A 24,980-nucleotide genomic window follows, 5' to 3' on the forward strand; every position below is an offset into this window, starting at 1 on the left:
CTCTTGAGCGGAGGCGCTCAAGAGAACGGTTCAAAACTCAACCCCATTCGTTTTTGGTCGTGGACCGGCGTGGACATCCGCTGGGACTGGACATGTCTCCTCTTAATGCCTCACGGCGGGGGCGCAGTACAGGGGAGCCCCTCACACCCCTGGACGTAGAGCGCCCGGCCGAGGAGCAGACGGGCGGGGAGGTGGGAGGGCCGGGGCGCTGGTGCCCGCTCCCCCGTCCTGGGCTCGACGGTGAAAGCCCCTCCTGCCCCGGCCGCACACACCAAGAGGAGGCGCCCGGAGTCTGCCAGCCACCCGGCCCCCTCGACGGCACAGGGGGCGTGGAGCTGCAGGGGCGCCAGGGTGCTCGCCTCGAAGACCCAGGGCACACCGTCCACCACGGCCGCCGCCAGCGTCCCGCCAGGCCCCACCGAGAGCGTGCCCCCAGGGGGAAGCAGCACCTGGGCCTGGACCTCTCCGCCTGGGGAGATGGAGGCCAGGTGCCCCTCGCCGTCCAGCACCAGCACCCCCCCGGCGTGTCCCGCCAGGGCCACCGCCCCCAGGTCCCCGAGGACCCGAAGCTGGCCGTCCTCCTCGCGCAAGAGCTGCCCCCGGGTGGCAGCCCAGAGCCGTCCTGCCCCGTCGAACGTCAGGGCCGTCACCCCGGGCCGCGCACTCACCGTGGGGCGCCCCGAGGGGCCACACAGGGCCACGCCCCGCGCGTCGAACAGGGCCGCGCGCGTGCCATCCGGCGATACCGCCCACCCCAGCCGCGGGCCCCGGAGGGCCCCGGTGAGGCAGTGGTTGAGTGCCCCGAAGTGGGGGTCGGTGGTGGGAGAGGACACCAGGTAGGGCAGGCTGGCCGTCGCCACCGCCAGGAGCAGCCCCAGCCCCGCGGCGATGACGAGCGTGAGGGCCCAGGAGCGGGCGTTCACGCCCTGGGCGGAGCGTCCCGGCCACCGGGCAGCCTTCCTGCTGGCGACTCCCACACCCTCACGGTCTCGCACGTGTCCCCCGTGCTAGCGGAATCCGGGCGTCCGCGCACCCTCTTCACGCCCTCCCGCGAGCGCCTGCCTACCCGGCAGGTCTCTCCGCCTTGCACCCTGGTGCCATCCCGTGGGCTACCCGTCACTTGGGCGCGGCCAGTGCCCCGTTTTGGACAACTTGCAAGGTAGCCTCTTCTGCGGAAACAAGGTAAACCGATTATCCTTGAAGGACCTCACGCAAAAGACCGGACGAGTGGGGAGCGCACGCGGGGCAGGTGCGCACGGGGGAGGCCGGCCATTTGATGATGAAGACCGAAGCGGGACAGCCGTGGGAGGTTGTGCCCTTCTCCGGGCCCCCCCGTGACAGCAGAGAGCTGCGCTCGCGCATGAACCTCCGTCACAAGTTCCTGCTCCTGCTCGCCCTCACCGCCGCGGCCCCCGCCCTGATGACGGGACTGCTGATCCGGCGTGAGATGGAGGGTCAGCTCGCGCAAGCGCTCACCGAGCAGCACCTGCGCACGGCGCACGGGGAGGCGCAGCACGTGGCCCTCTACGTGCGCGCGGTGGCCGAGCGGCTCTCCGAACCGCTCTCCATGCCGGACACCCTGCCGCGCGAGGCCCCCGAGGCGGAGGCGTGGCTCACCGCGCGCTACGCGAGCCAGGAGCGCCTCCGGCGGGTGGGGCTGTTCGACGCCCGGGGCCAGATGACCGCCGCCATCTCCACCGGCTCGCGCGAGGCCCCCGGCGGTGGGCGCGCCCTGCTCACGCCCCAGGAGGCGGAGGACTTCCAGCGCCGGACGCAGGCGCTGCTGGCGGGCGCCCCCACGGGCCGCCCGTACCTCTTCTCCGAGCCCTACCTGAGCGCCGTCCACCTGCGGCCCACCGTGCTCGTGGCCGGACGGGCGCCGTCCGGACAGGGGCCGAGCCTCGTGGCCGAGCTGAGCCTGGAGGAGCTGTCCCACCGCCTCTCCACCACGAGCCAGGCCGGCAGCCGCCTGTTCCTCCTGGATGGCGCGGGCCGGCTCCTGCTCGACGGGAGCACCGGCGCCGGCGGCCCCCCGGTGCCCTTCCAGACCACGGCCTTCACGCGCCAGGCGGGCACCTTCCACTACGAGGAGGACGGCCGCCCGTGGCTCGCGGCCTTCAGCCCGGTGCCGGAGCTGGGGTGGATGGCCGTGGCGGCCCGGCCCCACGAGGCCTCCTTCGCCTCGCTGGGCGGGCTGAGCCCCGCCACCCCGTGGCTCGTCGCGCTGGTGGTGACAGGCGGCCTGGCGCTGGCGCTGTTCACCTTCCGCTCCATGGGCCAGTCCCTGGCCCAGCTCGCCCAGGGCGCGCGGCAGCTCGCCCAGGGCAACCTCCAGCACCGCATCGCCCTGGGGCGCAAGGACGAGCTGGGAGACCTGGCGGATGCCTTCAACGAGATGGGCCGCAGCCTGGAGAACGCCCACCGCGAGCTGGTGCACGTCAACGGCAAGCTCCTGGAGCAGGTGGAGGAGCAGACGCGGGACCTGAAGCAGACGCAGGAGCAGTTGCTGCGCAGCCAGCGCCTGGTGGCCGTGGGAGACCTGGCGGCCGGCATGGCGCACGAGATGAACACGCCGCTGTCGGTCATCACCGCCAACCTCCAGTTGCTGCTCGCCGAGTCGCCCGAGGACTCCCCGGAGCGGCCCATGCTCTCCGCGGCGCACCGGCAGGCGCTGCGCATGGCGGAGATCATCCGCGAGCTGCGCGCCCTGGAGGCCCGGCAGCGCGGGGAGATGGCGCCCGTGGACTTACACCCCGTGGTGGAGCGGGCCGTGGAGGCGCGCATCCAGGAGCTGGACACGGCGGGCGTCCACGTGGTGTGCCGCTTCCACTCGGGCCAGGCCCTGGTGCTGGGGGATGGCAAGGCGCTGGACGATGTCTTCCACCGGCTGCTCGGCAACGCGCTGAGCGCCATGGAGGGGCGCCCGGAGCGGCGCATCACCCTGGCCACGCATGTCATCGGCCGGCAGGCGGTGCGCGTGGAGCTGAGCGACACGGGGCGCGGCATCCCCCGCGAGCACCTCGACCGGCTCTTCAACCCCTTCTTCACCACCAAGCAGCAGTGGTCCGACAAGGGGCTGTCCCTGGCCGTGTGCCACCGGGTCATCGAGGTCCACGGCGGGAAGATTTCCATCCAGAGCGACGAGGGCGTCGGGACGACCGTCACCATCGAGCTGCCCATGGCCCCCGCGGCCCAGCGCACCGCGGGGTGAGCGCCCCGCTCCGTTCGACCTTTCCCATTTTCTGAAAGAGCGCTTGGTGGGGCCCATGCCCCCTCGCCTGCCCCTCCGATGAAGAAGCGCTGCGCCGTCCACCTGGACGTAGCCTGCCCTAAATGGCGGCGCCTCCCGGCGCCCAAGCAGGAACTCCATGGAACGTCCCATCGCGGACGGGAATCCGGCGATGTTCACGGCCAGTGCCGGACAGCCAGGGCGCTCCACTCCCGCGGCAGACGAGCCGCGCCGGGCTTAGACCCGGAGTTTTTGATGGTGAGGCCCGTCAGATCCCCCAGGACCAAGCAGACGGGAACGCGCTGCCCATCCGGCAGGAGGGCCTCGGTATAGCGGCCGAGGACAGCCTCCTCCCCCCGCTTCATGAGCCCTTCTGTCCAGAGCCGCCCGTAAAGAAGGGTGCCGTCGGGCAAGGGGCCAGTCCATCCGTAGCGCACCACCCGGCTGACGATTTTCCCCTCGTGGTAGGTGCCCTCCTGCCAGTTCGAGCCTGGCTGGTTGATGTCGATGACGACGCGGTAGGAGTCCTGATTGAGAAGGTGCAGGTCCTCCATACTTCGGACGGCCTCCTGAGGGCAGTCTTCGGCGAGGGGCCGCACTTGGGCCGCGGGGCAGCCAACGCTGAAGGTGACGCACAGCCAAGCAGCCCCTGCCTTGATGGGGCGAGAGTTGTTAAAGGTGGACACGAGCGAGCTTCCTTTCTCGGATTCGGCGGTCGATGCCGTCGTGGGACTGAGCCACAGCCGCCACGCAGCGAAGAGCGAAAAGCTCAGGAGCACCACCCCTCCTCCAGCCGCCATCTTCCAGCGCCGTTTTCTGCGGCGGGCCTGCGCTTCATCCAGGGCTTGGAGCTGGGCTTCGAACTCCTGCGCAGCGGTGTAGATCTTCTCCAGCGACTGCTTATCGGAGAGCGCTTCGGTCTCTTGCTGCCGCGCCTCCTGCGCTCTGCGCTCGGATTCCTGCTGCAGAGCCTTCCGCGCTTCCACCTCCTCCTGGGTGAGAGGCGCTGGCCCGCTCTCCGGAAGCACCAGCGGCACCTTCCAGGCTGGACTCTTCCGCTCCTTGGCGGCTTCCCAGAGCGCTTGATGAAGGGCGGTGGCGCTCTCGTACCGGTCCTCCGGCCGCTTCTCCAAGAGCCGCATGACGACGCGGCTCAGCGGCTCGGGGACATCCGGATTGAGGTAGTGCGGGGGGCGGGGGACGAGCGTCTCGATGGCGGCCAGGAGCTCCGGTGCCGGGAGCTTCTTGGGGTCGAAGGGGTGGTGCTCCGTGAGCGCCTCGAACATGAGCACCCCCAGCTGGTACAGGTCTCCCGCGACGCCCGCGTCGAAGTGTTCGCCCTCCTCGGTACTGCGCCGCAGGAAGGCGACGCACTCGGGTGGCAGTGCGTGGGCCATGCTGGGCGGCAGCTTCTCCGTGAGGGTGGAGGAGCCCGGCAACCAGACGCTGCCCAAGTCGATGAAGAAGGGTTTGTGGTCCCCCTTGCGGATGACGATGTTGGCGCCGGTCAGGTCGCGGTGCAGAAGCTGGCGCCGGTGAAGCTCCACCACCGCCAGGACCAGCGCGAGGAAGAGGTCCACGAGCTGTGCCGCGGAGGGGCGTGTGCGCACACGCCAGTCGTTGAAGTTCTCCCCCTCGACGTACTCGGTGACGAAGTAGAGGTAGCCGGTACTGGGGTGGGGCCAGCGGCCCAGAGCATGCAGCCGGAGCAGGTTGGGATGGCTCGTGTTGGCCATGAGGGTGGCGGCTTCGTGGGCCGCACGCCCCTCGACTTCCTTGTCCTCCGAAGCTGGGCGCAGCGCCATCTTCAGCGAGAACAGCGCCCCTTCGCTCTCGACCTTGAAGGTACGGCCAAAGCCACCGCTGCCCAGCGTCTCCAGGATGCGCCAGGAGCCGACCCACTGTCCTGGCTGGAGGTGATCAGGGTGAAAGGCGTCCGTTGCCATGGGCGGGCGACTCCTACTTCGTCTTCAGGTTGAAGGAAAGGCGACGCTGGCCGCTGGAGTCCACCATTTCCACGCCGAACGCCTTGGGCCCCCAGGGAGGCGTCTTCGTCTCCACCACGACGAGGCCTTCTTCTCCTGGCTCCAAGTGCTCCAACTTCATCTGTGCCGCGAGCACCTTCACGGGAACTCCCGTCCCGCTGGTGAGGCGCGCCTGCCCCAACACCCAGCGCTTCTGGCCCGGGACATTGCGCAACCGGATGGCAACCAGAGATGAGGACTTCCCTTCGTAGCCAATGCTCTCCAGTACCTCCAAGCCGCTGGTGCCTGCCGGAACGACGGGCATGGAGAACGCGATAGGCAGCATGTGCTTGTTGAGCCACTCGGAGAGGACGAGGTTCGCGGGGCCACTGCCTGCGAGCCGTGCCTTGAGTTCCTCCAGCTCCGCCTCTTTCCGCGCGAGGGTTGCCAGCAGCGCCTCGGGGGTGTTCGCCCTCCGATCCACCTCGACGTTCCCGTCCACCACCTTGGAATCGGTGACGACAGCGAGGACGGCCTGCGTGGGCAGGGCTCTGTCCTTGAAGCCGATCTTCACGAAGAGCCGCTCGCCTGAGCCGAGATCCACCAGGGGCTGCAGCGCGAGGATGCGGTCGCCGACGTCCACCCATTTGAAGCGCGTCCGGTCCACCACCAGGCTGTCCCGGTCCAAAGGTCCATTGAAGGCCACCGTGGTGAGATGGCCTGCGGCCACGTACAGCTCGAGGAAGGGCTCGGAGGCCGTGGTGGGCAGCGAGGCGCGCCGGTCCTGGCGCTGGCGGATAGCGGGCTCGGCGGCGGCCGGGCCAGCCACCAGAAAGCAGAGGGGAAGGGCCAGCCAGTGCGCGGGTAGGACCAAGGACGTAAAACCTCCGAAGTCACCAACCTAACAAAAGCCCAGCATTCTCAGGCGACGCTAGCGACGTGCGCTCATCGATTGCCGGGATTCGCCATGGTGCAGGCGACTGAGGAGGCCTCATCTCCAGCCGACCAAGCGGCGCCCATTTTCCTCTGGAGCTTCCCTCTCCGAGCGGTTCGGAGCACGCTCGGGCCCGCCGAAAAGTGGGTAAGGTCAATCCCGCTCAGGGCTTGCGCTTCGGGCCCGTCTGGCGCTGGAGCGCCTCCAGGAAGCTGGACTTGGCGGGCGCGGGCGGAAGCGCCCCGCGCCGCTGCGCCCTCACCGACTCGGCCAGGGCACTCGCCGGGTCACCCTCCTGCGCCTCCTTCTCGTAGCGGTCCTGCCCACTGAGCACCCGGCCGATGGGGCGGGAGGCGATGGTGCGGCGGTTCTTGTCCGTGGCCACGGCAGTTCCTCCTGGCTGACCCACGCCTCACTGTAGCGCACCGCGCCGCCCTTTCGCAGCGGGGGGCGGCGAAGGGGGTTGACCCTCACGCGGCGTGAGGCCCTATCTGTTCTCGCGGAGGTGAGGACGATGGCCCTGACGGTGAGCCAGGTGGCCCGGCTGGCGAGGATCAGCATCCGGACGTTGCACCACTACGACGAGCTGGGGCTGCTCAAGCCCTCCGGGCGCAGCGAGGCGGGCTACCGGCTCTACGAAGCGGAGGATCTGCGGCGGCTCCAGCAGGTGCTCTTCTACAAGGAGCTGGGCTTCCCGCTGGAGGAGATCCTCCGCGTCCTGAATGACCCGGACTTCGACGTGCGGGCCGCGCTGCACACCCAGCGGCGGCTGCTGCTCGAGAAGGCCGGCCACCTCCAGGCGCTCGTCCGCGCGGTGGACGCAGCGCTCGACACCCTGGAGCGAGGAACCCCCATGTCACAGGAAGAGCAGGCGAAGATGTTCGGAGACTTCGAGCCCTCGAAGTACGAGGAGGAGGTGCGCGAGCGCTGGGGCCACACGGAGGCCTACCGGGAGTCCGCGAAGCGGACCTCGCGCTACACCCGCGAGGACTGGGAGCGGCTCAAGGCCGAGGGGGACACCCTGCTGCGGCAGCTGGCGGCCCAGCTGGAGGCGGGCACGCCCCCCACGGATGAGGGACCGATGGATCTCGCGGAGCAGCACCGCCAGTACATCTCGCGGTGGTTCTATCCCTGCTCCCACGCGCTGCACCGGGGGCTGGGCGAGCTCTACGTGAACGACGCCCGGTTCACGGCGAGCCTCGACGGGGTGCGCCCGGGGCTCGCGCGCTACGCGCACGAGGCCTTCCAGGCGAACGCCGGGCGCGCCCTGGCTCAGTGAATGGAGGGCGGCACTTCCGTCACGGCCTCGGCCGCCTGGGCCTGGGAGCCACGCCCCTGGGCCACCTGGCGCAGCAGGGCCCCGCAGAAGGCCTCCAGGTCATCCGGCTTGCGCGAGGTGATGAGGTGGCCGTCCTCCACCACCTCGCGGTCCACCCAGTGCGCGCCCGCGTTGATGAGGTCCGTCTTGATGGAGGGGTAGGACGTCACCGTGCGCCCCTCCAGGATGCCCGCCTCGGCGAGCATCCAGCCCGCGTGGCAGATGGCGGCGATGGGCTTGTGTGCCTGGGAGAAGTCGCGGACGAGCCCCACCACGTCCGCGTCCATGCGCAGGTGGTCCGGCGAGTAGCCGCCGGGAATGACGAGCGCGTCGAACTCCTCGGCGGAGGCATGCCGGGCCGCCCGGTCCACGAGAATGGACTCCTTGCCCTTCTTGCCCTTGAGCTTCTTGCCTGCCTCCGTGCCGACGATGACCGCCTCGTGGCCCGCCTCCTTCACCCGGTCGTAAGGGACACGGAATTCCGAGTCCTCGAAGTCAGATGCCACGATGAACATGATTCGAGCCATGCGTCCCTCCTCCGGAAAAGGGTCCTTCCAAGAAGGTGCCCACGCCCTGAGAGGCGACAACGGAAGGTCCCCTCGGAGGGAACCAGCGCCTCGGCCGCAGGCCTGCTCCACGGCCGGGCGCCCTCCCCGCCTCAGCGGACCACTTTCACCGGGACGGTGGTGCTCGTCTTGAAGTTGCCCCCCACGTCCCACGCCTTGGTCATGAGGTTCACCGTGCCCACGGAGGACTTGGAGGTGTCCCAGGCATGGGTGTACGGCGCGGTGGTGGCCGTGCCCTTCAGCACGCCCCCGATGAAGAACTCCACCCGGTCGATGCCCCGGTCATCGCTCGCGGTGGCCTCGATGGTCACCGTGCCCGACACCGCCGCGCCGCTCGCGGGCGACAGGATGCTCGTGGTGGGCAGGAGGAGATCATTGTCGAACGTCACCGGGACCTCCTGCGAGGTGCCCACGTTGTTCACCGCATCGTAGGCCTTCACCGTGAGCACCTTCTCCCCGTTGGGCTTGCTGCGTGTGTTGTAGCTCAGGGTGAACGGCGGCGCGGAGTCCACGGCCACCTGGGCGCCATCCACGAAGAGGGCCATCCGCACGACGCCCTCGTCGTCCGTGGCCTCGGCCGTGACGTTCACGGTTCCCGTCAGCGTCTGCCCCTGGCCGGGGCTGGTGAGCGTGACGGTGGGCGGGGTGAAGTCGTTGTCGAAGCGCACGCGCACCTCCTCCGAGCGCCCTTCGTTGCCCCGGGCATCGTAGGCCCTCGCCTGGAGGGTCCAGGTCCCGTTGGGCTTGAGCCGGGTGTTGTAGGTGTAGCTGTAGGGGGCCGTGGCGTCCGAGTTCACCTGGACGCCCTCGACGAAGAACGCCACGCGCGACACGCCCACGTTGTCACTGGCCGTGGCCGCCAGGCTCACCGTGCCCTTCAGCGTCTGGAGCTCGACGGGCTGGGTGAGCACCACGGACGGGGGCTCCTCGTCGTTCGCGAGGGTGACGGTGCGCTCGGCGGTGGCCGTGTTGCCCGCCGCGTCGAAGGCCGTGGCGCGCACGGTGTAGAGGCCATTGGCGGTGGAGCGGGTGGCCCAGCTGTAGCTGAAGGGCGAGGTGGTGTCGCTGCCCAGCTTCGTGGTGCCCACGTAGAACTCCACGCGCGTCACCTTCACGTTGTCGGTGGCCGCCACGGCGAGGGACACCGTGTCCTTGATGCTGGCGCCCTCCGCGGGGGCGGTGAAGCCCACGGTGGGCGGCTCCGTGTCATTGTCGATAATGACTGCCACGGGGGCGGAGGTGCCCACCTGCCCCACCGCATCGTAGGCCCGGACGGACAGCGGGGTGGCCCCGTTGGGCACCCGCGCCGTGTCCCAGGAGAAGCGGAAGGGCTCGGTGGCGGTGGACGCCAGGAGCGTATCGCCGGCGTAGAACTCCACATGGGTGACGCCGAAGTTGTCGGCCGCCGCCGCGGTGAGCTTGACGGTGCCCTTGAGGACCGTGCCCGCCGCGGGGGCGGTGAGCGCGGCCGTGGGCGGCACGGTGTCCGGCGCATCGCTCACCCAGAAGACCAGGTCGTCGTGATCATTGGAGGCGCCCACCACGCAGGGGCCGGCCTCGCCCGTGGTCCGGTAGACGCCGCGGATGGCCTGCACGCCGCCCGGCGGCAGGATGAAGCGGGTGGACACGGTGTTCAGGCCATAGTCCAGCGGCAGCACCGGGCCGATGAGCTTCCAGTCGGGCGCATGGGCATTGGCGGCGGAGTACAGCTCCAGCCGCTCCACCGCGCCGAAGAGGCCCGAGTAGAAGCTCGCCTCGATGCGCACCTGCTTGCCCGCGGCGAACGGCGTTCCATCGTCCCGCACCACCTTGAGCTGCTCGATCGAGCCGTCGAACTGGTACCAGCCCTCGTCCCCGTCCGGGCACGCGCTCGACAGGGTGTTGGGCGTGTGCGGCTCGGGGCCCATCGCGCCCCGGCCCACCAGCAGGTCCATCGAGTCGCACTGGCTGGCCAGCTCCGCGCAGGCGGGCGCCCCCAGCGCCGCGTCATAGGCGGCCTTGCCGGGGTTCTGGAGGATGACGGTGACCGAGGCGAAGTGGCTGTTGCAGCCCTCGTCGAAGGCCCGCGCGCCGAGCACGTGGGGCCCGTTGCCCACCTCGTTGCTGTTCCAGTCCCACGTGTAGGGCGCCTGGGTGTCGGTGCCGAGCAGCCGCCCATCCAGGTAGAACTCCACGCGGGAGACGAGCCCATCGTCGCTGGCGGTGGCCGACAGGGCCACCCGGCCGGTGAGCACCTCGCCCTCCGTGGGCGAGGTGAGCACCACCTGGGGATTCACCGCGCCGGCCGAGCCCATGCAGCCCGCGTGCAGCAGCACGTCCGGCGAGCCCTCGCCGGGGTCCAACACCAAGCCCCGCGTGGAGCGGGCCACCAGCTCGTCATGCACCGCATCGGGCGAGGCCTGGGGGTGCGCCTCCAGGTAGAGCGCGGCGGCGCCCGCGGCGTGGGGCGCGGCCATGGAGGTGCCGCTCTCGGCCCTCGAGTCCGTGTCCGAGGTGTGCCACGCGGAGAGGATGTCCTGGCCCGGGGCGAACAGGTCCACGCACGTGCCGAAGTTGGAGAAGAAGGCGCGCTGGTCCTCGCTGTCCGTGGCGCCCACGGTGAGCGCCCGCGGGGTGCGCGCGGGCGACTTGGTGCACGCATCGAAGCCCTCGTTGCCCGCGGAGACGACATAGGTGATTCCCTGGGCGATGGAGGCCGTCACCGCGTCATCCACCGCCTGGGTGCCCTCGGCCCCGAGGCTCATGTTGACCACGGCGGGCTTCACGTGGTTCGCCGACACCCAGTCGATGCCCGACAGCAGCTGCTCCAGCGTCCCCTCCCCCGAGCAGTCGATCATCCGCACCGCGTGGAGCGTCACGTCCTTGGCCACCCCGTACGTGGCGCCGCCCAGCGTGCCGGCCACGTGGGTGCCGTGGCCGTGGCAGTCCCCGGTGCTCCCGCCGCCCACCGCGTCGAAGCCGTTGCCCATCCGCCCGGCGAACTCGGCGTGGGTGTCCCGGATGCCCGTGTCGAGCACGTACGCGTGGACCCCCGCCCCCGTGTATTCCGAATGGTACTGGCCATCCAGCGGCAGCCCGCGCTGGTCCAACCGGTCCAGCCCCCAGGGGGGATTGGCCTGCTGGGTGCCGCTCAGGGTGAAGACGCGCTCCTGCTCGACGTAGCGCACGCGGGGGTCCTCGCTCAGGCGCAGCGCCTCGGCCTCCGGAAGCTCGGCGGAGAACCCCTTGAGGGCGCTCGAATACACCCGCCGCACGGTGGCGCGGTACGCCCGGGAGAGCGCCTCCGAGGCCTTGCGCACCTCCAGTGGCGAGGCCCGCAGCCGCTGGGCCTCCGCCTCCGAGAAGACGACGATGTACCGGCCGGCCAGGCCCCGCTCTCCGGCCCGGTACAGCCGGCGGCCCGCCAGGGGGGCCGCGCCCAGGGCCTGGGAGGCGGCGGCGTCCGGGGGGGCCGACGGGGAGGCGGGCGCGGGGGGCTCCGCGCAGGAGAGCCACAGACTCGTACCGAGCAGGGCCGCGAGGGTTCGAGGCGACGGGGACATCGGCCTTCCTCCTGATTTCAGCATCACGATGTATTTCGAGGATGTCTGGGAATGATGACAGATTCACTTGCAGTCCGTACAGTCAGCCCGGCGGCGGGGCTGGGTTCTGCCGGCTGGCGTGCGGCGGCGGCGGAAGGGTGAGAGGCTCTCCCCATCCCTGCCCGGGAGGAATGGACACACCGTGCATCTGGAGATGCCAGTCATCATTGGGTTGATGGTGGTGGCCATCATCGTGGCCATCGCCGCCAAGCGCGCGAGCCTCCCCTACAACGTGGCGCTGGTGGTGGGCGGCCTCCTCATCTCCGTGAGCGGCCTGCTGCCGGGCATTCCCCCGCTGAGCGCGGAGGTGGTGTTCCTGGTGTGCCTGCCGGCGCTGCTCTTCGAGGGCGGCATCACCGCGGACCTGGACAACGTGCGCGCCAACGCGGTGCCCATCGCGCTCCTGGCCACGCTGGGGATGTTGCTGGCCATCGGGGCCACGGGGGCCACGCTGCACTGGAGCCTGGCGCTCGCCTGGGGCCCGGCGCTGCTCCTGGGCTCGGTGCTCGCCGTCACGGACACCGTCTCCATCCTCTATGCCTTCCGCCGCGCCCCGGTGCCCCAGCGCCTGTCGGGCATCATGCAGGGCGAGAGCCTCTTCAATGACGGCACGGCGCTCGTCGTCTACGCGGCCATCAGCGCGGTGGTGGCCGGCGGGCACAGCCCCTCGCTGGCGCTGATGAGCGGCCGGGTGGTGCTGGCCAGCCTGGGCGGGGCCGTCGTCGGGCTGGCCCTGGGGCTGCTGGCCAGCTTCGTCATCCGCCGCACCGAGGATCCGCTGGCCGAAATCATGGCCACCACGGCGCTGGCGTTCGCCTCGTTCGCCGCCGCCGAGCAGTTCCACCTCTCGGGCGCCATCGCGGCCGTCACCGCCGGGCTCACGGTGGGCGGCACGCTGCGCCGGGACGTCTCCCCGCAGAGCCAGGTGGCCATCCACACCTTCTGGGAGTACGCCGCCTTCGGGGTGAACACCTTCCTCTTCCTGTCGATGGGGCTGTCCACGCCGCCCGAGACGCTGCTGGCGTACCTGCCGCAGACGCTCATCGCCGTGGTGTGCATCTTCATCGGCCGCGCGGTGGCCATCTACGGGCCGTTCCTCCTGCTGCGCTGGGTGCGCCCCGCGGAGGCCATCCCCCTGCGCTGGCAGCACGTGTTCCTGGTGGGCAACATCAAGGGCGCCATCTCCATTGGCCTGGTGCTGGGACTGCCTGCCAACACCCCCTCGCGCGAGCTGCTGGTGGCCATCGCCTTCGGCGTCACCTTCCTGTCCCTGGTAGGCCAGGGGCTGATGCTGGGCGGCTTTCTGCGGCGCATGGGGCTGCTGGAGCAGGACCCCGTGTCCTTCCAGGTGGCCGAGCAGCAGGCGCGGCTCATCGCCAGCCGGGCCGCGCACCTCGAGCTGGAGACGCTGCACGGCCAGGGGCTCATCCCCCGGGCCGCGTATGACCACCTGCGCGGGGACTACCAGGTGAACATCGCCCGCGCGGAGCGGGAGCTGCGGCGCATCAACGAGCAGCACCTGGCGCAGGGGGCCAAGAGCCTCATCGCCGTGCGCCGCCGCCTCATCGACGCCGAGCGCACGGCGCTCCTGGGCGCGCGGCGCAACGGGCTCATCCCCGAGGCCACCGCGGAGGAGATGCTCGCGCGGCTGGATGAGCGGACGCTGGAGCTGGAACATGCACTGCGAGGCACCCCGCATGGGGAGCCCGGAGGAGGACACAAGGCTTCATGAGGATCGTCATCGCCGGAGGAGGCAGGGTGGGCTCGGTGCTGTCCGCGCGGCTCATCGCCGAGCAGCACACCGTGACGGTCATCGAGCGCGATGCGGGCATCTGCAGCCGGCTGTTCGATGAGGTGGGCGTGGTGACCGTGTGCGGCGATGCCACGGACCCGCACGTGCTGGAGGCCGCGGGCATCGCCACGGCGGACGTGGCCGCGGGGGTGCTCGCCAGAGACCCGGAGAACCTGGCCTTCGCCATGCTGGTGCGCAGCATGTCCGGGGCGCGGCTCATGGTGCGCATGCTGGACACGCGCTACCGCGAGGCGTACCGGCTGGCGGGCGTGAAGGAGCTGGTGGCGGAGGCCGAGGTGGTGGTGGCGAAGATGACCACGGCCATCGACTTTCCCCAGGTGGAGGGCTCGCTGCCGCTGGCCGATGGGCAGACGATTCTGTTCGAGCTGACGGTGCCCGCGCGCGCGCTCGTGGCGGGCAAGACGGTGGCGCAGGTGCGCGCCCTGGAGGGCTTCCCCAAGGAGAGCCTCTTCATCGGCATGGTGGACCCCGAGGGGCACACGGCGGTGCCCGATGGGAGCACGCTCCTGCGCGCCGGCCACACCGTCATCCTCGTGGCGCGCCGCGCGCAGCTCGCGCAGGTGGTGGAGTTCCTCACCGCGGAGCCCGAGCTCGCGGCCGGCATCACCCCGCTCACCCAGGCGCTGCGCAAGGTGGACTTCCTCATGCCCCTGAGCGACGAGCACCTGGAGGGCGTGGCGCGCGGCGCGGAGTTCCTCCAGCGCCCCGCGGGCGCGGAGATCTTCAAGAAGGGGGACCCGGGCGAGAGCTTCTTCGTGGTGCTCTCCGGCGAGGTGAAGCTGGTGGGCGACGGCGGGCAGAGGGTGGGCATGGTGGGCGCGGGGGGCTTCTTCGGCGAGCTGGCGCTGCTCACCGGCGAGCCGCGCATGGCCACCGCGCTGGCGGCCACCCCGTGCGAGCTGGCGGCCGTGGGGCGCGAGGACTTCCGGGGCATGGTGATGGCCAACCCCTCCGTGGCGCTGGAGATGAGCCGCATCCTCGGCCAGCGCCTCTCGCGCGCCCAGGTCACAACGCCCGCCGTGAAGCGCAAAGGGCTCTTCGGGCGCTGACCGGGGACCGACAGCGCCATCACCCGCACGTACGGCCCGGCCCCCGCCGCGGCCGGGGCGAGACCGTCTCTCCAGGCAGGCCCTTGGCCAGCCGTCATCACTTGGCCGGGGCCAACCGTCGCCTGATTGAAAAAGAGATTATCCTCGCCGCTTTCGCTAGGGAGGAGTCATGACTTCGAGCAATGCGGTACGGGCACGCCGGATGAACGTGTGCTCGCCTGGAACGAGCCAGGATCTGTCCCAACTCGTCTCGCTGGGTAGGCCCGAGAACCTCGGCGGGAAGACGTTGGGAGGCAGACCGGAAATCTTCACCCGGGTGGATTTCCGGGCGGGCCCCATGACGGCGGGGCTCTTCGTGGCCACCCAGGGGCGCGTGGAGGTGACGTTCCCGTTCACCGAGCACGCCACCATCCTGGAGGGCGAGGTGACGCTCACGGACGAAACTGGACAGACCCACACGTACCGCCCCGGGGACAGCTACTTCATCCAGCAGGGACAGGTCGTCATCTGGGAAGTGCACGGCGAGCGCGTCATCAAGTCGTTCTTCAACATCGCGGAGGGCTTCACCGGGTAGGCCCTCCCGCGCTTCAGCGCGCCCAGTCCACCCCCACGCCGGCCCCCGCGGTGAACCCCCGCACCAGGGTGCCATCGGCCTGAGGGAAGTGCACGGTGCCGGTGGAGCCCCACACGTAGAGGGAGGACAGCAGGCGCTGGCGCAGCTCGGCCAGCAGGGAGTAGCGCGGGTGGGTCTTCAGGCCCACCACGATGGCGCGCGCGGTGATGCGCGTGCGGCCCCCCGGCAGTTGCAGCATCAGCGCCATGTCCGTGTCGATGCGGCCAAAGGCGAAGTACTCCGCGGCGGCGCTGGCCGAGAAATACAGCGCGTTCTCGGCATCCCCCAGCCCCAGCCGCAGCTCCCCGTAGCCGGAGAATGCCCGCGACAGGCGCTCCTCGGCGAGCGGCGCCTCGGAGAGCCCCGTGGCGGAGAAGCGTGACAGCTCGTACGAGGGCCCGAAGAGCCCGAAGCGGAAGCTGCCCCCTTGCGAGCGCCCCTCCAGGCGGCCGCTCACGTCCACCGCGCCGCGCATGCCGCGCGCGGACAGGCCCACGAAGCCGCCGAAGTCCAGCGGGCTCACATCCACGCGGCTGCCCGCCCCGGCCATGGCGAACAGCTGGAAGCGCTCGCCCTTGTAGATGGCCGCGTTGCCGCCCACGAGCGCGGCGGTGATGGGCTCGGTGCGCTCCTCGCCCACGCGCCCGAAGTCGTGCGCGAGGGAGGCGCTCACGTGGTAGCGGTCGAACACCGTCTCGTCCGTGCTGGCCAGGCGGCCGATGTCCATGCGCAGCTCGCCCGCGAACAGCCGCATGGCGAGCACGTCGCTGGCGGCCACCTGGAGCCGGAAGGGGCCGAAGTAGCCCGTGGCGGTGGCCCCCGCCGGGTGGTAGTCGGCGGACAGCTGGTTGACGTAGCGGTCCACCAGGTGGCCCTCGCCCAGGGTGAAGGTGGTGAGGGGGCCCGCCCGGAAGAAGAACCGGCCCTCCTCCCGGCCCAGCCGCAGCTCCCGGATCAGCTGGCCCAAGTCACTGGGCGTGTCCCAGTCCTCGCGGCGCAGGTGGCCCCCGTAGTCCCCGGCCGTCTGCTTGGGGTCCTGGTCCACGAGGCGGAAGCGCAGCGTGGCGCCCACCTCCAGGGCGAAGTTCTCGCCCACGTCCAGGCGCAGCACGGGGGTGGCGGCGGCGAAGAAGTCCTGTTCGCCCCCACGGGTTCCCGACGGGAAGCTCAGCAGCCCGGCCTCGAGCAGCGCGCGGAACTGAACGGAGGAGTCCCCGGAGGAGTCCCCAGAGTCCCCGGAGGAGACGTCCTCCACCGAAGAGGTCTGCTGGAGCACGGCGAGCAGGAGCAGGAAGGGAGCGGCGTTCATCCGCTTCACTCTACCCGCCTCCTCCAGACCCGAAAGCCGTAGGGACACAAAATGCCCGGGGCGCCCCCCTCGCGGGGCCAGGGCCCCACACTCAGCGTCCACCGGGCAACGCCCGGGGCGTGGCCCACGGCCTGCCTGCCTGCCTCAGTGCTCCTGAGGCACCGTGTTCGCGGCCGGCAGGCTCGCGGGGTGAGGCCGCGCGGGCAGGCTGCCGAACCAGCGCGCGAGGAAGCGCACGCTCGAGGCCACCAGGCCCTGCTCCTGCTTCAGCGACTCGAAGAGGCTCTCGTCGATGAGCGAGTCCTCCGGGTCGAACCCCAGCTCCTCGGGCACCAGCGGCTTGATGAGCGGGTTCTGGTCGAACACCGTCTCCAGCGGGTGCGCGCGCAGGCGCGCCTCGCCGCGGGCCGCCACGCCATCCAGGAAGGAGACGAGCCCGTCCGCGCGGGCCAGCTGGCGCAGCTCCGCCGGGCGCGACACCCCGCTGAGCTCCGACATGAGGCTCACGCGGAGCCGCCGGATGGCGCGGCGCAGCAGCTCCCCGTTCTCTTCGGGCACCTCCCAGGCCAGGTTCAGCTCCGAGTCCACCCCGAGGCTGCGGTTGGTGGTGTTCGCCGAGCCGAGCGTGAGCAGCCGGTCATCCACCACCAGGAGCTTCGAGTGCACGTAGGTGTAGACATCCTGGCCCGCCTCATCGCGCGACACCGAGCAGTAGACGCCCAGCGCGTGGCCCGTCTCCTTCGCCACACGCTGGAGCAGGCGCAGGAGCCGCACCTGGGCCACGCCCATGGCGAGCTGCTCGCGCAGCGCCTCGGGCATGCGGGGCAGCACGAAGACGATGTTGAGCCGGCTCCGGTCCTTGGCGCGCATGCGGCGCACGAGCGCCTGGAAGAGGGTGCGCGAGGAGAAGTACTGGTTCTCGAAGTAGAGGAAGTGCTCGGCCGCGTCGATGGCATCCAGGTACAGCGCGCGGATCTCCTGCACCTGCTCCTGGAAGGGCACCAGCGTCTTGCCGAAGGTGCGGCAGATGGCCACCGGCCCGGGCGGCAGCGGCACCGTGGGCTTCAGGTCCACGTCGTCGCGCGACACGGGGGTGGGCAGGCGCAGCGTGCCACCGCCGGAGTTGAACCAGCGCGCCTCGAACAGCTCCGCCAGCTTCTCCACCACGGGGCCGGTGAGCACCGACTGCACATCGTGGTAGGGGCCGTGCGGATCTCTGCCGTTGTCGCAGCGCAGCGTGGAGCGGGCCGGGTGGTCGCGGTCATCCCAGCGGCAGTCACAGATGTCCATGCCGCCGGTGAACGCCACGCGCCCATCGATGAGGACCAGCTTCTGGTGGTGTGCCGCGTAGAGCGGCGCGGAGGTATCGAAGCGGAAGGACAGCCGGTCGCTGTACCCGTTGAACAGCGTGTGCTGCATCCACTCGCGCTCCATCGCGAGCAGCACGTTGAAATCCCACGCCAGAATGTAGATGTGCAGCTCCGGGTTCTTCTCGCACAGCTCGCGCAGCAGCGGCAGCATGCGCAGCTCGCCCTGAGCCTGCCCGGCGTCCTCGCCGCGCAGCAGCGAGACATCGCTGTCGAACTGCCATCCGGTGATGGCGATGTAACTCTTGGCCCGGAGCGCCTCGCGGTAGAAAGCCTTGTAGTAGTCCCGTCCGTCGACGAGCACTCCCGCGTCGTGCGCTTCGGTCTGTGTCCAGCAGTTGCGTCCGGGTTCCAGGATGCGTTTCACGGTGAACCTCTCCCGATGGCCTGCCCCCCGAGGCACCGGCCGCGTGGCCTGCGCCTCAGCCGACGAAGACGATGTTCTTGCCCGTAGCGAGCGTCATGTTGGGCGAGGAGACGACCTTGGCCACCTTCTTCACCTCGCCCCCCACGGTATCGAACGCCGCGGCGATCAGGTCGCCCAGCGTCACCTGCACCCGGCGCACCGGCCGCGCCACGTTGGCGGCCGCCCGGGCCACCTTCGCCTTCGTCTGACGGGTCTTCCGCTGAATGACCTGATCACGCCGCTGAGCCTTCGCCATGGTCTTTTCTCCGAGGAGTGCTGGTGGGCTACTGCTTGGTTGTTCCAGGCCCGGCCAAACCGCCGCCGCCCTGCGCAGTTCCTCTTCAGCAACCCGTGTGCCAGGCTCTAACCTATTGGTTTTATTGGCCGCCTCCTGGAATCCGAGGTTCATGCCTCCCGAAAAAGGACTGACATTTTTTCAGAAGGCGGGGAAGATCGGAATGAATGACGGGATCACCCCCGGCCCTGGGGCATCAAAACATTCGCCGCTTTACAACTTGCTACAACACATGTGTCGCCGGGGCGGCCCCCTGCCCCCAGGTAGTCCGGCTTACATCCGGGGCAATTTGCATTTGACGCCTTTAACCGTTCCAATGGAGTGTGGGGCGAGTCTTGAGGTGCTTGACCCATGGAATCGAACGCACCCCCCCTCAAGGCCAAGTCCGAGATGAACGATCCCTACCCGAACTCCCAGGTGGTCGGACAATCCATCCTCGCCATCGTTGGCGGCATGGAAGTGGTCCAGGCGCGGGCGCTTCGCATCCTGGAGGAGAATGGGATTGCTCCCTTGAAGGCGGACGTGTGGTACCCGATGTCCAGCCTGCTCAACTCCTTCCAGCTCATCTTCGAGAAGATTGGCCCCAGCACGGTGCGCGCCATCGGAAGGAAGATTCCCGACAATGCCCGGTTCCCGGCGAACTTGGATTCGCTGGAGAAGGGCCTGCGTTCCATCGACGTGGCCTACCACCTCAATCATCGCGGGAGCGACAGGATTGGCGACTACCGGTACGAGCAGATCGACCGGCGAAGCGCGCGGATGGTCTGCGACAACCCGTATCCCTGTGACTTGGATCTGGGGTTGATCGAGGCGGTGTGTGACCGGTTCCGGCCCAAGGATGCGCTCTGGGTGCGCATCGAGCACGACCCCAAGAGCTGCCGTCGCCGGGGTGACGCTTCCTGCACCTATCTCATCACCTGGTAGTAGCCCTCACCCGAACCCCCTTACATAGCAGTCATCCTCACCTGAGTGAGGCGCCACGAACGGCAGGTCGGGAGGAAGTCCATGAAGGTCATCCTGGAATACATCGCAGCGCGTCAGCATCTGTTCGCCGAACATCCCTTTTTCGAGGATCTGAAGCTCGATCGGCCCATCGATCAGATCATGGCCTTTGCGCCCAAGCTGGCCTTCTGGGTGATGACGTTCCAGGACGTGCTGCGGCTCAACGCGCACTTCATCAGCGACCCCGCGCTCAAGCAGCTCACCATCCAGCACCGCTCGGAAGAGGTGGGGCATGACCGGTGGTTCTTCGAGGACATCGCGGAGCTGACGGGCAAGCAGCTCACCGTCAGCGCGCTGTTCGGCCGGGCGCACACCGCCACGCGCGATGCGACGTATGCGCTCATCTCCGAGGTGTATCGCCCCATGGATGACCGGCTGCGCATCGCGCTGGTGCTGACCATGGAGGCGACCAGCCACGTGTTCTTCAGCCGCACCGCGGCCTTGGTGGCGGCCAAGGGCAACACCGAGCGGCTGCGCTACTTCTCGGACTTCCACGTGCAGGTGGAGGCCCAGCACGAAGTCTTCGAGGAGGAGATGGAGCGGCGGCTGCGCGCCATGGAGCTGCCCGAGGAGCTGCGCGTACAGGGGCTGGCGCTGGTGGAGCGCACCTACTCCGTCTTCGACGCGATGATGCACGGGCTGCGGCAGGAGGTGGCCAGCGCCCTGGAGCCGCTGGCGCCCACGGTGGCCCTCCAGCATGCGGCGCTGCCCCTGGCGCTCCAGCCCCAGAAGCCGCAGGCCGAGGTGCTGACCGGGCAGGCCGTGGAGTGCCTGGCCGTCTGAGCGGGCGCTACTTCGGGGGCGGGGAGAGCACGAGGATGAGCTCTCCGCCCACGTGCCGGCCGGCCTTCTGGTAGACGGAGCCCTGGCGCCCCAGCTCCACGTCCATGGCGGACTGCTTGGGGATGACCACGCGGACGGTGGCGGTGCCGTCCTTGAAGGCCAGGAGCTGCAGCGAGGCGTTGACGCCGTTGGGCAGGCGGATCTCCGTGGCCTTCTGGGCCTCCACGGTGACGGTCTCCAGGGACAGCCGCTTGAAGGAGGTGAAGCTGAAGTTCTGCTTGCGGAACAGCTCCTTCATCTTCTCCAGCTCGGGGGGCTCCACCGCGTCGCCCTTGTTGGAGGCGAGCACCACCTCCGCCTGCACCTTCACCGTCTGGGCCTGGGCGTGCGCGTCCGCCGGGGGCAGGAGCACCAGCCCCAGCGACAGCAGCGAGAGCACCGCCTGCGTCTGAATCCTCACAAGGAACCTCCCTGGGTGTCCGGCGGCGACGCCGGGTTCATCGGCCGGGGAGCATCCTCCCGCCGCAGCCCGTCCCGCTCCAGCCCCGCGCCCGTCCCACCGTCCTCATCCTGACCGGGCTGGGCTCCTGGTGTGTCCTGGTCCACAAGCCAGATGATGGCGCCGCCGTTGTCCGTCTCCATCACCACCGGGGCCACGCGCGCCGGCTCGTAGGCGCTCACCCGCTGCACCGTCATCCGCTCGGCGCCGTAGCCCTCCGGGGCGCCGCGGCCCATGAGCAGGGGCACCGCCACCACCGTCAGCACCGCGGCGGTGGCCAGCGAGGAGACCATGGCCGTGCGCTGGTAGAGGAACATCTCCGAGAGCGACAGCTTGAGCCGCTCCAGGAGGGGCGGCTTCTCGGGGGTGATGCGAGCCATCACCTTCTGGGTGAAGTCCTTGAAGTCCACATCGTCCACCGCCATGTCCAGGCCCACGCGCAGGAGGCCTGCCTCGGCGCGGAAGTCCGCCGTGCGCCCCATGCACTCCTTGCAGGCGCCCAGGTGGCGCTCCACGTTGACGCGCTCCGCGGGCGTCAGCTCTCCATCGATGTAGGGAGACAGGAACGGGATGAACCGCTCGCAAGCAGGATTACCGGCCATAGCATTCTCTCAGAAAAGTGATGCCCCGGAGGTGTGACGGCGGCCACAGGCCGATATTCCAACCCGTCTCACTCACTTCCTACTCCGCTCTTGGATTCGTCCAACTCCAGGTACTCACTGAGGATTTTCTGGACCTTGGTGCGCGCGTGGAAGAGCCGGCTCATCACCGTGCCCTTGGGAATGTCCAGCGTGCGCGACAGCTCCTCGTAGGACATGCCCTCGATTTCGCGCAGCAGCAGGATGGCGCGGTGCTTCTCGGGCACCGTGGCCAGGGCCTCTTGAATCTTCTCGGCCAGCTCCCGGCGCAGGGCGCTCTTCTGGGGGTTGGTGCCCAGGCGGCTGCCCAGCGCGCCGATGTTGGCCTGGGACAAGTCCAGGGCCTGCGTCTCGTCGAACTCCACCGCCTCGCCGCCCGCACCCGCGCGCTTGCGGATGAGATCGATGCAGATGTTCACGGTGATGCGGTAGAGCCACGTGTAGAAGGACGAGTCGCCCTTGAAGTGGTCCAGGTACTTGTAGACCTTGACGAACGCCTCCTGCGAGACGTCCATCGCCTCCTCCTTGTCCTTGAGCATTCCCAGCGCGACGGCATACACCTTGCGCTGGTAGCGCTCGACGAGGAGCTTGAAAGCGCGCTGGTCGCCGTTGCGGACGCGCTTGACGAGGGTAAGGTCGTCGGTGGCCAAGGGGGGTACACCCTACCACGCACGAACGCTTTCCCAACAAATCCGTGAGCCTCCGGGTGAAATTGAACCCTGGGCGGGGGACTACAACGCCACCAGCAGGATGATCAAAATCATCATCCCCACGATGGCCAGCACCGCCCCGAAGGCGAGCTGATCCCACTTCTCCTGTTCGATGGCGCTGTCCTCGGGGCCCGCCCGGAAGCGGTGGAGGACGTTCCAGAGCATGTTGCGGCCCAGCCGCTTCGCCCGGCCCTTCCACCGGTCCAGGGGGGCCTCGTCGCCGGCCAGGCGCTCGGCCTCCGTGCGGGCGGGCACCATCACCTGCGGCGGCAGGTGCAACAGCTGCGGGGACACGCGGACGAGCTCCGCCTGGCCGGGGATGCGCTCCAGCGCGGGGCGCTCGGGCCCCTGCGTGAAGGCGTTGTCCCGGTGCTCCTGCGAGGGCGCCTGCGGGGGCTCGTCCTTGGGCTGCGGCTTGCGGGCGGCCTCTTGCGGCTGCGCGGACTCCGAGAGGCGCACCTCCGGCGGGGGCTCGGGTTGGACCTGCTCGGCGCGTGCCCGGGCCTCCTCGGGGTTGGAGGCCTCCAGCACCCACTGGGCCGCGGCCATGCCGTCATCGCCCGTGTGGGCGTCCCGGAGCTCGGAGAAGCCCTGGTCCTTCAGGGCCTTGTCGAAGGTCTCCCGCCCCTCCGGGGTGGACTCGTGCCCCGCGGCGGCCTCGGCGTAGGCGGTGAAGAAGGCCCAGGCGCGCAGCGCCCGCTCCGAGGAGGGCATGTCCGAGGGCCGCAGCTGCTGGTGGAGCAGGGCCAGGTCCGAGGCGAAGCGCTTGGCCACGCCCTCCTGACTCACCAGCTTCTCGAGCCCCCCGGGCACCAGGTCCTTCACCGGCAGCACCCGGCCCCGGGCCTCGCCCTGGCCCAGCGCGGGGCGGTTGCCCGTGGTGGGCGTGGCCCCGAAGCCATCGCGCGTCTGGGTGCGTCCGCCGGGTTGGGTGTCCCCGCCCTTGGAGGGGCCCGCGGGCCGCTCCTTGCCACCCGGGGCTTCGGGCATCCTGACGATGCGGGTGCCACCGCCACGACCGATGGGCGTATCCATGGGGCTGACCGGGGGCCCCTGCGGGGCCTGCTGGGGAGACCCGGAGGGTAGCACGTCCTTGCCCTTGCGCGCCGGAGGGGCCTCCGCCGGGAGCTGGGGCATGATCAACGTGGCCATGACGGCCTTGCCCCGCGTCCCTGCGCCCTTCTCCTGGGTCAGCGCGTCGGCGAACGTGGCCGGCACGCGCACCTGGGGCGGGGTGTCCGAGCGGGAACCCAGGGCCGGACGCTCGCCCGTCCGGCCCCGGCCCTCCCGGGGACCCTCCGCGGTGGGCGCAGGTCCGATGCGGGTGGCTTCACCACCCCCACTTCGTGCGCCTCTGCCGAGTTCCCCTACATGCCCCATCTCCGGGATTCTCGGCCGGTGGGCGGGCAAGTTGCGTGCAGGTGCGCCAATTACTCACCTTCTCGTTCCACCTCCACCGGGGACGTCATGCCGTTGGCGTCCAACATGACCCGGTACACGGCGTTCTGGCCGTCCCCATCCAGGTCCCCCCGCGCGAAGCAGGTGACTTCGGTCTCCCCCACCGGGTTCTCCTGGAGGGCCACCTGGTACTGGAAGCGCACGGCCGTGCCCGGGGCGAAGCCCAGCTTCTCGAAGGCCTCGTCGTGCGGAAACGGCACCGCCTGGCCGCCCCGGGGCACCGCGGCGGGGGTGGGCCCCGCCTGGAGAAACGCCCCATGCTCGGCGCGGTACATCTGCACCGCATCGCACAGGGCCAGCACGTTGATGCGCGCCTCCTCGGAGGGCGCCGTGTTGCCGCCCGCCTCGACGCGCAGCGCGTTGTCCGGATCCGGGGCCTGGCTGCGCTTCCACAGCAGGTAGAGGAAGGCGCCGCCGCCCAGCACGAGCGGCACCCCCACCAGCACCGCGAGCACGAGGGCCACGGTCCGGCCCGGCCGGCCGCGGCGGGGAGCGTCCTGCGTCGTCGTCACGGGCGCGCCCTACCCTTCCTGGCCGCCAGCAGCCCAGTTCCGGGGGTTGCGCAGCACTTCCAGGAGCCGCGCCTCCTCGGTGCCCGGCACCGGGTGGTGATCATAGAGCCACCGCACCTGGGGCGGCAGCGACATGAGGATGGACTCGGTGCGCCCCTTGGTCTCCAGGCCGAACACCGTGCCCCGGTCGTACACGAGGTTGAACTCCACGTAGCGCCCGCGCCGCACCTCCTGCCAGAAGCGCTGCGGCTCGGTGTACGGCGTGTGCTTGCGGCGCTCGGCGATGGGCAGGTACGCCGGCAGGAACGCCCGCCCCGCGTCCATCACGAACGCCAGCTCGCGCTCCAGGTCCGCCCCGCCTAGGTCCTCGAAGAACAGCCCGCCGATGCCCCGGCACTCCTCGCGGTGGCGCAGGTAGAAGTACTTGTCGCAGGTGCGCTTGAACTGCGGATAGTAGGCCGGGTCGTGCTTGTCACACGCCGCCTTCAGCGTGCGGTGGAAGTGCACCGCGTCCTCGTCATAGAGGTAGTAGGGCGTCAGGTCCGCGCCCCCGCCGAACCACGCCTTGGGGCCCTGGTGGATGAAGCGGAAGTTGGCGTGCACGGTGGGCACGTGGGGGTTGCGCGGGTGGAGCACCAGCGACAGCCCGCCGGCCCAGAAGTGCCGGCCCTCGCCCTGGAGCCGGTTGGCGAAGGCTTCCTCGAGCTGGCCGTGCACCACCGAGATGTTCACCCCGGCCTTCTCCAGCACGGTGCCGCCCTCCAGCACCCGCGAGCGCCCCCCGCCGCCGCCCGCGCGCTCCCAGGCGTCCTCCCGGAAGCGCGCCGTGCCCTCGAGCGTCTCCAGCCCCGCGCAGATTTCATTCTGCAGCTGCTGGATGAACTCCGACATCCGCCCCTTCAGCCGCTCCACCTTCTCCACGTCCAACGTCATG

Annotated in this window: 22 protein-coding genes; 7 read left to right on the top strand and 15 right to left on the bottom strand. The window is 70.0% G+C overall.

The annotated features are described in order from the left end of the window. Positions 1 to 110 precede the first annotated feature (110 nt). The gene (locus KY661_RS12305; protein WP_225410387.1) at positions 111 to 923 is read right to left on the bottom strand and encodes a hypothetical protein; all 813 of its coding nucleotides are present in this window, start codon (positions 921 to 923) and stop codon (positions 111 to 113) included. 437 nt (positions 924 to 1,360) lie between these two features. Here KY661_RS12305 and KY661_RS12310 point away from each other — a divergent pair, with 437 nt between their 5' ends. Beyond that, positions 1,361 to 3,211, top strand: a complete 1,851-nt coding sequence (locus tag KY661_RS12310) for a sensor histidine kinase (protein ID WP_225410388.1) — start codon at positions 1,361 to 1,363, stop codon at positions 3,209 to 3,211. A 194-nt stretch (positions 3,212 to 3,405) separates the two neighbouring features. On the opposite strand, the gene KY661_RS12315 is transcribed toward KY661_RS12310, so the two are convergent. The 3 genes from KY661_RS12315 to KY661_RS12325 all read right to left on the bottom strand — a co-directional run bounded on the left by KY661_RS12315 (position 3,406) and on the right by KY661_RS12325 (position 6,512). Continuing rightward, positions 3,406 to 5,175, bottom strand: coding sequence for a serine/threonine protein kinase (locus KY661_RS12315; protein WP_225410389.1), 1,770 nt, complete (start codon positions 5,173 to 5,175; stop codon positions 3,406 to 3,408). A 13-nt stretch (positions 5,176 to 5,188) separates the two neighbouring features. Then, positions 5,189 to 6,067, bottom strand: coding sequence for a DUF2381 family protein (locus KY661_RS12320; protein WP_225410390.1), 879 nt, complete (start codon positions 6,065 to 6,067; stop codon positions 5,189 to 5,191). A gap of 223 nt (positions 6,068 to 6,290) precedes the next feature. Beyond that, positions 6,291 to 6,512, bottom strand: a complete 222-nt coding sequence (locus tag KY661_RS12325; protein WP_225410391.1) for a hypothetical protein — start codon at positions 6,510 to 6,512, stop codon at positions 6,291 to 6,293. 129 nt (positions 6,513 to 6,641) lie between these two features. Between KY661_RS12325 and KY661_RS12330 the strand changes: the two genes are divergently transcribed. Further along, a complete protein-coding gene (locus tag KY661_RS12330) occupies positions 6,642 to 7,406 on the top strand; it encodes a MerR family transcriptional regulator (RefSeq protein WP_225410392.1) in 765 nt (254 codons plus the stop codon). Here the strand turns inward: KY661_RS12330 and KY661_RS12335 are convergent. Both KY661_RS12335 and KY661_RS12340 read right to left on the bottom strand, forming a co-directional pair. Further along, on the bottom strand, positions 7,400 to 7,972 hold the full coding sequence (locus tag KY661_RS12335; RefSeq protein WP_225410393.1) for a type 1 glutamine amidotransferase domain-containing protein: 573 nt from the start codon (positions 7,970 to 7,972) through the stop codon (positions 7,400 to 7,402). The two genes, KY661_RS12330 and KY661_RS12335, sit on opposite strands and share 7 nt — an antisense overlap. A gap of 131 nt (positions 7,973 to 8,103) precedes the next feature. Further along, positions 8,104 to 11,553, bottom strand: coding sequence for an Ig-like domain-containing protein (locus KY661_RS12340; protein ID WP_225410394.1), 3,450 nt, complete (start codon positions 11,551 to 11,553; stop codon positions 8,104 to 8,106). A gap of 193 nt (positions 11,554 to 11,746) precedes the next feature. On the opposite strand from KY661_RS12340, the gene KY661_RS12345 reads away from it, so the two are divergent. The 3 genes from KY661_RS12345 (at position 11,747) to KY661_RS12355 (ending at position 15,028) form a co-directional block, all read left to right on the top strand. Further along, on the top strand, positions 11,747 to 13,324 hold the full coding sequence (locus KY661_RS12345) for a cation:proton antiporter (protein WP_225410395.1): 1,578 nt from the start codon (positions 11,747 to 11,749) through the stop codon (positions 13,322 to 13,324). Then, positions 13,321 to 14,454, top strand: a complete 1,134-nt coding sequence (locus KY661_RS12350) for a cyclic nucleotide-binding domain-containing protein (RefSeq protein WP_225410396.1) — start codon at positions 13,321 to 13,323, stop codon at positions 14,452 to 14,454. Before KY661_RS12345 ends, KY661_RS12350 begins: the two co-directional genes overlap by 4 nt. Positions 14,455 to 14,623: 169 nt before the next feature. Continuing rightward, positions 14,624 to 15,028: a cupin domain-containing protein gene (locus KY661_RS12355; RefSeq protein WP_075006482.1), complete on the top strand. Its 405-nt coding sequence runs from the start codon at positions 14,624 to 14,626 to the stop codon at positions 15,026 to 15,028. Between the two features lie 13 nt (positions 15,029 to 15,041). On the opposite strand, the gene KY661_RS12360 is transcribed toward KY661_RS12355, so the two are convergent. The 3 genes from KY661_RS12360 to KY661_RS12370 all read right to left on the bottom strand — a co-directional run bounded on the left by KY661_RS12360 (position 15,042) and on the right by KY661_RS12370 (position 18,405). Beyond that, entirely contained in the window at positions 15,042 to 16,376 is a 1,335-nt protein-coding gene (locus tag KY661_RS12360) for a hypothetical protein (RefSeq protein WP_225410397.1), read from the bottom strand. A 144-nt stretch (positions 16,377 to 16,520) separates the two neighbouring features. Next, positions 16,521 to 18,110: a phospholipase D-like domain-containing protein gene (locus tag KY661_RS12365; RefSeq protein WP_225410398.1), complete on the bottom strand. Its 1,590-nt coding sequence runs from the start codon at positions 18,108 to 18,110 to the stop codon at positions 16,521 to 16,523. Between the two features lie 55 nt (positions 18,111 to 18,165). Beyond that, complete coding sequence (locus tag KY661_RS12370) at positions 18,166 to 18,405, bottom strand: chaperonin (RefSeq protein WP_225410399.1); 240 nt, start codon at positions 18,403 to 18,405, stop codon at positions 18,166 to 18,168. Between the two features lie 390 nt (positions 18,406 to 18,795). Here KY661_RS12370 and KY661_RS12375 point away from each other — a divergent pair, with 390 nt between their 5' ends. Further along, positions 18,796 to 19,368, top strand: a complete 573-nt coding sequence (locus tag KY661_RS12375; protein ID WP_225410400.1) for a hypothetical protein — start codon at positions 18,796 to 18,798, stop codon at positions 19,366 to 19,368. An 81-nt stretch (positions 19,369 to 19,449) separates the two neighbouring features. Continuing rightward, entirely contained in the window at positions 19,450 to 20,229 is a 780-nt protein-coding gene (locus KY661_RS12380; RefSeq protein WP_225410401.1) for a hypothetical protein, read from the top strand. Positions 20,230 to 20,236: 7 nt separating this feature from the next. On the opposite strand, the gene KY661_RS12385 is transcribed toward KY661_RS12380, so the two are convergent. From KY661_RS12385 to hemF, 6 genes are all read right to left on the bottom strand, one after another. Next, positions 20,237 to 20,689 (bottom strand): hypothetical protein, encoded by a 453-nt coding sequence (locus KY661_RS12385; protein ID WP_075006486.1) that lies wholly within the window; start codon positions 20,687 to 20,689, stop codon positions 20,237 to 20,239. Then, the gene (locus tag KY661_RS12390) at positions 20,686 to 21,330 is read right to left on the bottom strand and encodes an anti-sigma factor family protein (protein WP_075006487.1); all 645 of its coding nucleotides are present in this window, start codon (positions 21,328 to 21,330) and stop codon (positions 20,686 to 20,688) included. Before KY661_RS12390 ends, KY661_RS12385 begins: the two co-directional genes overlap by 4 nt. 68 nt (positions 21,331 to 21,398) lie before the next feature. Beyond that, the gene (locus KY661_RS12395) at positions 21,399 to 22,016 is read right to left on the bottom strand and encodes an RNA polymerase sigma factor (protein WP_225410402.1); all 618 of its coding nucleotides are present in this window, start codon (positions 22,014 to 22,016) and stop codon (positions 21,399 to 21,401) included. A gap of 81 nt (positions 22,017 to 22,097) precedes the next feature. Next, positions 22,098 to 23,294: an Immediate early protein ICP0 gene (locus tag KY661_RS12400; RefSeq protein WP_225410403.1), complete on the bottom strand. Its 1,197-nt coding sequence runs from the start codon at positions 23,292 to 23,294 to the stop codon at positions 22,098 to 22,100. 212 nt (positions 23,295 to 23,506) lie between these two features. Next, a complete protein-coding gene (locus tag KY661_RS12405) occupies positions 23,507 to 24,046 on the bottom strand; it encodes a hypothetical protein (RefSeq protein ID WP_225410404.1) in 540 nt (179 codons plus the stop codon). A gap of 9 nt (positions 24,047 to 24,055) precedes the next feature. After that, complete coding sequence (gene hemF / locus KY661_RS12410; RefSeq protein ID WP_225410405.1) at positions 24,056 to 24,979, bottom strand: oxygen-dependent coproporphyrinogen oxidase; 924 nt, start codon at positions 24,977 to 24,979, stop codon at positions 24,056 to 24,058. Position 24,980 lies beyond the last annotated feature (1 nt).

Origin of the sequence: Allostigmatella hybrida, assembly GCF_020103775.1 — a bacterium.
In the GTDB taxonomy this organism is placed as follows: Bacteria; Myxococcota; Myxococcia; order Myxococcales; family Myxococcaceae; genus Hyalangium; species Hyalangium aurantiaca.

Bases quoted from the DNA above. Each gene is read 5' to 3' on its own strand.
- KY661_RS12310 (WP_225410388.1), top strand. From the start codon at position 1,361: ATGAACCTCCGTCACAAGTTCCTGCTCCTGCTCGCCCTCACCGCCGCG.
- KY661_RS12315 (WP_225410389.1), bottom strand. From the start codon at position 5,175: ATGGCAACGGACGCCTTTCACCCTGATCACCTCCAGCCAGGACAGTGG.
- KY661_RS12330 (WP_225410392.1), top strand. From the start codon at position 6,642: ATGGCCCTGACGGTGAGCCAGGTGGCCCGGCTGGCGAGGATCAGCATC.
- KY661_RS12335 (WP_225410393.1), bottom strand. From the start codon at position 7,972: ATGGCTCGAATCATGTTCATCGTGGCATCTGACTTCGAGGACTCGGAA.
- KY661_RS12340 (WP_225410394.1), bottom strand. From the start codon at position 11,553: ATGTCCCCGTCGCCTCGAACCCTCGCGGCCCTGCTCGGTACGAGTCTG.
- KY661_RS12345 (WP_225410395.1), top strand. From the start codon at position 11,747: ATGCCAGTCATCATTGGGTTGATGGTGGTGGCCATCATCGTGGCCATC.
- KY661_RS12350 (WP_225410396.1), top strand. From the start codon at position 13,321: ATGAGGATCGTCATCGCCGGAGGAGGCAGGGTGGGCTCGGTGCTGTCC.
- KY661_RS12355 (WP_075006482.1), top strand. From the start codon at position 14,624: ATGACTTCGAGCAATGCGGTACGGGCACGCCGGATGAACGTGTGCTCG.
- KY661_RS12360 (WP_225410397.1), bottom strand. From the start codon at position 16,376: ATGAACGCCGCTCCCTTCCTGCTCCTGCTCGCCGTGCTCCAGCAGACC.
- KY661_RS12370 (WP_225410399.1), bottom strand. From the start codon at position 18,405: ATGGCGAAGGCTCAGCGGCGTGATCAGGTCATTCAGCGGAAGACCCGT.
- KY661_RS12375 (WP_225410400.1), top strand. From the start codon at position 18,796: ATGGAATCGAACGCACCCCCCCTCAAGGCCAAGTCCGAGATGAACGAT.
- KY661_RS12380 (WP_225410401.1), top strand. From the start codon at position 19,450: ATGAAGGTCATCCTGGAATACATCGCAGCGCGTCAGCATCTGTTCGCC.
- KY661_RS12390 (WP_075006487.1), bottom strand. From the start codon at position 21,330: ATGGCCGGTAATCCTGCTTGCGAGCGGTTCATCCCGTTCCTGTCTCCC.
- hemF (WP_225410405.1), bottom strand. From the start codon at position 24,979: ATGACGTTGGACGTGGAGAAGGTGGAGCGGCTGAAGGGGCGGATGTCG.